Origin of the sequence: Levilactobacillus brevis ATCC 14869 = DSM 20054, from assembly GCF_001433855.1 — a bacterium.
GTDB lineage: Bacteria > Bacillota > Bacilli > Lactobacillales > Lactobacillaceae > Levilactobacillus > Levilactobacillus brevis.
In genome coordinates this window covers 1-3,213 of record NZ_AZCP01000009.1, presented here as the reverse complement: position 1 = coordinate 3,213, position 3,213 = coordinate 1, and the positions used below count along the sequence as shown (strand labels likewise).

The following is a 3,213-nucleotide window of genomic DNA, read 5'->3' as shown; positions in this document are numbered from 1 at the left end:
TTGTTCTTTGAAAACTAGATATTATCAATTATTTTCCTTTAATTATTAAGATAATTAAACCGAGAAACAACTGCGTATTTTTGAGTTTTTTAATTAGTTTATCGCTAATACTCAATTAATTTGACGATCACGAAGTGACCGTTAGGTTAAGTTATGAAGGGCGCATGGTGGATGCCTTGGTACTAGGAGCCGATGAAGGACGGGACTAACACCGATATGCTTCGGGGAGCTGTACGTAAGCTTTGATCCGGAGATTTCCGAATGGGGAAACCCAATCATCTTTACCGATGATTACAACTTGATGAATACATAGTCAAGTTGAGGCAGACGTGGGGAACTGAAACATCTAAGTACCCACAGGAAGAGAAAGAAAAATCGATTCCCTAAGTAGCGGCGAGCGAACGGGGAACAGCCCAAACCAGGAAGCTTGCTTTCTGGGGTTGTAGGACTGAACATTTGAGTTACCAAAGTTGATGATAACCGAAGAGTCTGGGAAGGCTCGGCATAGAGGGTGATACCCCCGTAGGTGAAATCGTCAACCCTCAGTTCAGGATCCTGAGTACGGCCACACACGTGAAACGTGGTCGGAATCCGGGAGGACCATCTCCCAAGGCTAAATACTCCCTAGTGACCGATAGTGAACCAGTACCGTGAGGGAAAGGTGAAAAGCACCGCGGAAGCGGAGTGAAATAGTTCCTGAAACCATGTGCCTACAATTAGTTAGAGCCCGTTAATGGGTGATAGCGTGCCTTTTGTAGAATGAACCGGCGAGTTACGTTAATTTGCAAGGTTAAGGTGGAAAGACCGGAGCCGTAGCGAAAGCGAGTCTGAAACGGGCGTTTCAGTAAATTGATGTAGACCCGAAACCAGGTGACCTACCCATGTCCAGGTTGAAGGTGCGGTAAAACGCACTGGAGGACCGAACCCGTGTATGTTGAAAAATGCTGGGATGAGGTGTGGGTAGCGGTGAAATTCCAAACGAACTTGGAGATAGCTGGTTCTCTCCGAAATAGCTTTAGGGTTAGCCTCGGAGTTAAGAATCGTGGAGGTAGAGCCACTGTTTGGACTAGGGGCCCGTCATGGGTTACTGAATTCAGATAAACTCCGAATGCCACAGATTTATATCCGGGAGTCAGACGATGAGTGATAAGATCCACCGTCGAAAGGGGAACAGCCCAGACCACCAATTAAGGTCCCTAAATACATGCTGAGTGGAAAAGGATGTGGAGTTGCATAGACAGCTAGGATGTTGGCTCAGAAGCAGCCACCATTTAAAGAGTGCGTAATAGCTCACTAGCCGAGTGATTCTGCGCCGAAAATTTACCGGGGCTAAGCATGTTACCGAAATTGTGGATTCGACCGTAAGGTCGAGTGATAGGAGAGCGTTCTAAGGGCAACGAAGCAAGATCGCAAGGACTTGTGGAGCGCTTAGAAGTGAGAATGCCGGTATGAGTAGCGAAAGATCAGTGAGAATCTGATCCACCGAATGACTAAGGTTTCCTGGGGAAGGCTCGTCCTCCCAGGGTTAGTCGGGACCTAAGCCGAGGCCGCAAGGCGTAGGCGATGGATAACAGGTTGATATTCCTGTACTAGTTAATCATGTTTGAACGATGGAGGGACGCAGGAGGCTATGGTGTGCACACGATTGGAAATGTGTGTTCAAGCGTCAAGTCTGGTGATGAGTCAAATGCTTATCGCTAAGGACAAGGCGTGACGAGGACCGAATTTTAGTAGGGAAGCGCCAGATGTCACACTGCCGAGAAAAGCTTCTAGTTAGTGATTAATTACCCGTACCGCAAACCGACACAGGTAGTCGAGGAGAGTATCCTAAGGTGAGCGAGTGAACTCTCGTTAAGGAACTCGGCAAAATGACCCCGTAACTTCGGGAGAAGGGGTGCTGCACGCAAGTGCAGCCGCAGTGAAAAGGCCCAGGCGACTGTTTATCAAAAACACAGGTTTCTGCAAAATCGAAAGATGACGTATAGGGGCTGACGCCTGCCCGGTGCTGGAAGGTTAAGTGGATGAGTTAGCTTCGGCGAAGCCCAGAAATGAAGCCCCAGTAAACGGCGGCCGTAACTATAACGGTCCTAAGGTAGCGAAATTCCTTGTCGGGTAAGTTCCGACCCGCACGAAAGGCGTAACGATCTGGGCACTGTCTCAACGAGAGACTCGGTGAAATTATATTACCTGTGAAGATGCAGGTTACCCGCGACAGGACGGAAAGACCCCATGGAGCTTTACTGTAGCTTGATATTGGGTGTTGACACAGCTTGTACAGGATAGGTCGGAGCCGTAGAACTCGGAACGCTAGTTTCGAGTGAGGCGCTGGTGGGATACGACCCTCGCTGTGTGAACACTCTAACCCGCACCACTTATCGTGGTGGGAGACAGTGTCAGGTAGGCAGTTTGACTGGGGCGGTCGCCTCCTAAAAAGTAACGGAGGCGCCCAAAGGTTCTCTCAGAATGGTTGGAAATCATTCGTCGAGTGTAAAGGCAGAAGAGAGCTTGACTGCGAGACAGACAGGTCGAGCAGGGACGAAAGTCGGGCTTAGTGATCCGGTGGTACCGTATGGAAGGGCCATCGCTCAACGGATAAAAGCTACCCTGGGGATAACAGGCTTATCTCCCCCAAGAGTCCACATCGACGGGGAGGTTTGGCACCTCGATGTCGGCTCATCGCATCCTGGGGCTGTAGTCGGTCCCAAGGGTTGGGCTGTTCGCCCATTAAAGCGGTACGCGAGCTGGGTTCAGAACGTCGTGAGACAGTTCGGTCCCTATCCGTCGCGGGCGTAGGAAATTTGAGAGGAGCTGTCCTTAGTACGAGAGGACCGGGATGGACATACCGCTGGTGTACCAGTTGTGCCGCCAGGCGCATCGCTGGGTAGCTATGTATGGATGAGATAAACGCTGAAAGCATCTAAGTGTGAAACTCGCCTCAAGATGAGATTTCCCATTCCTATATGGAAGTAAGACCCCTGAGAGATGATCAGGTAGATAGGCTGGAAGTAGCAGCGCCGTGAGGCGTGGAGCGGACCAGTACTAATCGGTCGAGGACTTAACCAAGTCAACAACGTAGTTGTTTCGAGAATAATTGAATAATATCTAGTTTTGAGGGAAGAAGTTCTCTTATAGTGTGGTGGCGATAGCCTGAAGGATACACCTGTTCCCATGCCGAACACAGAAGTTAAGCTTCAGCACGCCGATAGTAGTTGG

2 rRNA genes are annotated in these 3,213 nt (G+C 49.7%); both read left to right on the top strand.

Annotation, left to right across the window (positions count from 1 at the left end):
- The first annotated feature begins 144 nt into the window (after window positions 1–144).
- Window positions 145–3,063: ribosomal RNA gene (locus FC61_RS12225) — 23S ribosomal RNA — on the top strand.
- A 69-nt stretch (window positions 3,064–3,132) separates the two neighbouring features.
- Window positions 3,133–3,213: ribosomal RNA gene (rrf, locus tag FC61_RS12220) — 5S ribosomal RNA — on the top strand; the annotation flags it as partial.